The sequence below is a fragment of the Piscirickettsia salmonis LF-89 = ATCC VR-1361 genome (assembly GCF_000297215.2).
Lineage (GTDB): Bacteria > Pseudomonadota > Gammaproteobacteria > Piscirickettsiales > Piscirickettsiaceae > Piscirickettsia > Piscirickettsia salmonis.
The window spans coordinates 1-4,302 of sequence record NZ_AMFF02000123.1 but is presented as its reverse complement, the minus strand read 5'-3'; the positions used below and the strand labels follow the sequence as shown (position 1 = coordinate 4,302).

At 37.2% G+C, this 4,302-nt stretch carries 4 protein-coding genes; all 4 read left to right on the top strand.

The window, feature by feature from the left end:
* Positions 1–371: 371 nt before the first annotated feature.
* The 4 genes from C200_RS11680 to C200_RS11665 all read left to right on the top strand — a co-directional run bounded on the left by C200_RS11680 (position 372) and on the right by C200_RS11665 (position 3,896).
* On the top strand, positions 372–764 hold the full coding sequence (locus C200_RS11680; protein WP_129556697.1) for a hypothetical protein: 393 nt from the start codon (positions 372–374) through the stop codon (positions 762–764).
* A gap of 482 nt (positions 765–1,246) precedes the next feature.
* Positions 1,247–2,584 (top strand): hypothetical protein, encoded by a 1,338-nt coding sequence (locus tag C200_RS11675; RefSeq protein ID WP_016211776.1) that lies wholly within the window; start codon positions 1,247–1,249, stop codon positions 2,582–2,584.
* A 167-nt stretch (positions 2,585–2,751) separates the two neighbouring features.
* Positions 2,752–3,120 (top strand): HNH endonuclease, encoded by a 369-nt coding sequence (locus tag C200_RS16405; RefSeq protein ID WP_016211775.1) that lies wholly within the window; start codon positions 2,752–2,754, stop codon positions 3,118–3,120.
* 101 nt (positions 3,121–3,221) lie between these two features.
* Positions 3,222–3,896, top strand: a complete 675-nt coding sequence (locus C200_RS11665) for a hypothetical protein (RefSeq protein ID WP_016211773.1) — start codon at positions 3,222–3,224, stop codon at positions 3,894–3,896.
* The last annotated feature ends 406 nt before the right edge of the window (positions 3,897–4,302 follow it).

Genomic DNA, 4,302 nt, shown 5'->3' with positions numbered 1-4,302 from the left:
TTACTTCACTGATGAAAAGTAATTTCAACTACAACCCTCTTAAATGCATCTTGTGCGGCAATCAGTTAAGAAGGGTAAGCACCCAATTTGGTCTTACTCTTAGGGAAAAGTACAATTACTATGAAGAGCTAGCAACCAGCCGATTTAGAGGCTTCTAGTAGGGTAACTCCGCCCGAAATTAGAGAATTCGCCTATTTTCACCTAAAAAACCGCCTGCAGACATTATATTCGGTAATGGCCACAGCAATACTGACCAGAATTTAACATCCTCCTAAACATTGCCGCCAGGATCATTTTTTTGAAATTCCTGAATCTCAAGAATTTTAAGTGTGTGCGGATCATTATTTTAATTGCAACTAGGAGCCTAAAAGATGCTAAATATCACGCAAGTTAGAAGTATGTTGGCAGATTGGGGCGAGTATATACAACGAGGCGCAGAACATGGCTCAAATAACTCTATTTTTGGCATGATACAAAAGTACGGTGGTGTCGTCATACAAAACAATAACAGCGGTAATGATCCTTATATCGCCAATAGTGATGTACTTGAAGTCGATAGAATCGTCAACGATCTTTTACAGAGTAATTGCAAGAGTGATCAAACCATGGCACGTATACTCGTGATTCATTACGGCATAACCGGCTCAGCCGCTAAAAAGCAAGCCATTTACCACATATCAGCACCCACTTATGACAGTTATCTAGGTAAAGGGGTGAGTTATGTGCGGGGATGTTTAAATACTTTGGCGCAAAAGCCAGCCTAGCTAATTACGCCATCCGTTCTTTTATATAGAAAATTACTTACAATACTGCACATACGCTACTGCATATGGTGCCTTCCACATTTTTAGGATCTTGTTGAGATTTCTGTTGAAATGATCCTGTCTGATAACTTGTTTGCCTAGAGCCTAACAAAGGTTCTTCAGCAGTTGATCTAGAAGAAGTTCGCTCTTCATTAGGTGTTAAATTCCATATGACGTAGTAGGGCGAGTTACATTCAACATTGATGGTTGAGACATTATCGTGAATTTAATCGTAATAATTTCATTAAAAAAATAAAAATATTAGGTAATCTATATTTTTATTTACATAAAAATGCTATTTATTGATATAAAAGTAATATTTTTTCTAATAGAGTTGTCATATTAACTTGATTTAACCTTTGTTTTAGATGAGTTGTTTTTTGCAAGAATGACTAAATGCTAAAGATGCAATCTATGAAGGCTTTATTTAAAGAGGTGATGCTGTGTTAGATTCAGATGAATTATTAGCGATTGGTGCAGCACTGGTAAGTGGAGTCCGCAAAAGCATTAAATACTCTGAAAATATCAAGGAATTATATACCGATTTAGCACTTTCACCTTTCAAGCATAAACGCCAAGATAAACGTAGGTCTTTAAAAGAAGGTTTCTCATTTAGTGGTGATTATGCTCGGCAAGCTTTAGCAGAAAAAGTAGGTTATTGTGATGACCTTAGTGTTGTCGCAGTTCATCTTGGTAACCTTATTCATATCGGTGATTTTTCTGAACCTATCTATATTTCATTGGTGACTATTCCAGGGCATCGATTTTGTCTGATTCACCAATCAGAAAAGTTGCATTTATCCAGAGAAGGTGAAAAATTGGCTGGGGGTTTAAAGGAGCTGGCTGAAGATCCTGACTTAAAAAATGCGATCATCGTTGATCCTTGGGTTTATAAGGCATCGAAGTTAGCTGATTGTGATAAACATTTTGCCCATGCTAGAACATATAGAGTTGAAGACTTTTATAATGGGGCTGTAAATTCTAATGGTCATTCTCAGTGTATAGGGAATACATCTGCGAAACAGCATTTGGTTGTTGAGGAGAGAAGAGCTTTAAGAGACTTTAATTTAGCCTATCAAGAAGAAACTCAAAAGTTAGCAGGTAAACATGGTTCTTTTGCTAAAGGCAATACTCTAAGAGAAATTAAGGCTGAACTAAAAGATCATCTTTATCGACGTAAACAGTTAAATGACCTTAAATCTTTTATCCAGCGTTTAGAATCAAAATCAAGCTTTTGGTACTCTCATTTTGGCCATAGCAATAGAAAAGGTAAAAGCTATAAGGCGTTAATTAAGTGCATTGATGTTGCTATAGAAAAATATATGGATATTCCTGATGAGTATTTAAAAGATATTTTTATAAAGGCGTTGGATGTGGCGACCATGGTACGTGGTAATCCACGCTTTAAAACCCTTGGAAGTAACAGGGTTCATGTGACTAAAACAGTTGCAAGTTTGCTTAGCTCAGATGTGGTGCATAGGCGATGGCCTTATTCTTTTGAAAATATTCCAGGGATAAGCCTTGATGGAATTAGAAGAATTCAAGTTAGTTCTGGGAGTGATCGAGAAAAGTGTTTAGCTGTGGTTAAACATATCAGAGAGGAGACAGGTAATTCTTCTTCTTATGATTTAGATAAAAGCTCTCCTTATTATAAAGAGGCTGGTGATCTTATAAGGCGCAGTCAAGGCGAGTGTAGCTTAAATTTTTATGATGCCGCTTCAAGTTATGAAAAAAGTGACTTCAATCATGAAACAGAAGCGACTTCTGTTCCGTCATGTTGATGAAGTAAATTAATTATAAATCTTATATTAAAAATCCTTGTTTTACCCGGGTAAAAACTGTAGCCTTTAGGTAAGCTAGTTATTTTCGTGTCTAGTTAATGACATTTAATTCCATTAAGACCTGTTTAGGTCTTTTTTTATATCTATTACTTTTGTGAGATTACACATTGCCTAGGCGTGCTAAGAAAATTTGCTGTTATGCAGGATGTCATAACACAACCTATTCACGTTATTGCAAATATCACGAACAGCACGGCAATCGATACCATGCCCCACGCAAAACAACTGCCCAGCGTGGCTATGGGGGGCGGTGGCAACGTGAGCGTAAGATATTTTTACAAGATCATCCGCTGTGCAAGCAGTGCTTAAAAGATGACAAGTTAATCCCAGCGACTGAAGTAGACCACACCAAGCCGCATAACGGTGATCATGGTTTGATGTGGAACCAGCACAACTGGCAAGCGCTGTGTAAGTCCTGTCATTCACGTAAAACTGTTAATGAAGATGGTGGTTTTGGCCGCAAAAAATCGCCCTAGGGGAGGGGTGTGTAAAATGTCTATGACCTTTATTTCCTGACCACCCGCCTAGTCGAATTTTTACGCATGCGAAATTAGAACTAAAAACTTGGAGGTTTTTGATGTCTAGAGCAAAAGGGCAAGGTAGAAAGCCAAAACCAACAAAAATTAAGAAAATTACAGGGAATCCTGGATGTAGAAAACTAAATGAGCATGAGCCAAAACCACAGGACGGGGTTGCCATTTGTCCTATAATCAATTTTTGTGGTAAAAAAATGAAAAAAGTTTCTTTTGTAATATTAGCAGCAGCTTTATCCATTAATGCATATGCATCTAATTCTGACTCCCCATATTTTCCATATGCACCATCCGGTCATAGCACCTTAGGAGATTATACCTTAACTATGCCGGAGTGCACATTAAAGTTCACTGTAGAAAAAGAGTTGTGTGAAAAATATCCAAGTAACGTTGCTTCAATCTGCACTTCAGATAGCAAAATTCAGGGTAATATTAAGTTTACTAGCGAGTCAGGTTGTTCTGATCTTGGTTCATTAGAGGTTCAAGCCAATGACTTCTACCCATTTGGATCGCAACAACCCGTACCAAGTCAAGATACAAATAAGGCTATTTCTGTTTATTTAACATCTAAGAGCGGTATAGAAAATGTTTGGTCTTATCCTGACAGTACTGTTCCGAGTACTAGCCTTCCTTTTAGCTCATGGAGTGTTTTATTTCCTGCAACAATTCCAATCAGCTCAAATGCCACATACCCAATAAATCTAACAACTCCTGCATAGTGGTAAACGGGCTGTGATTTATTAACCCCTGATCGTTTTATAGCTGTAATCGTAGCCCCATCCTCTTGCTCTCCCACCCATTGATCAAACGCCTCCTCAACCGCTTCTTTGGCTTTTAAAATATTTGAGTGCATCACTTCAAATTCAACACAAAGAGTTTTTTCTGGGTAGATTAAATCGAATGTATACAAGTAGCCTGTCGTTTTACCTGATTTTTTCCTGTGTGTTGTTTTTTTAAGTCTCATTAATTCACTAAATTACTCTAATTATTACAAAGTCCACTATGTTTGCAGAATAAGCACAAAAATCAAGTATAAGCTAAATTATTTTATTGGAAATATTTCACACAAAACTAAAGGCTTTAATATATAGGCATATTCTATACTTATAGCGCTGGATTAACAGT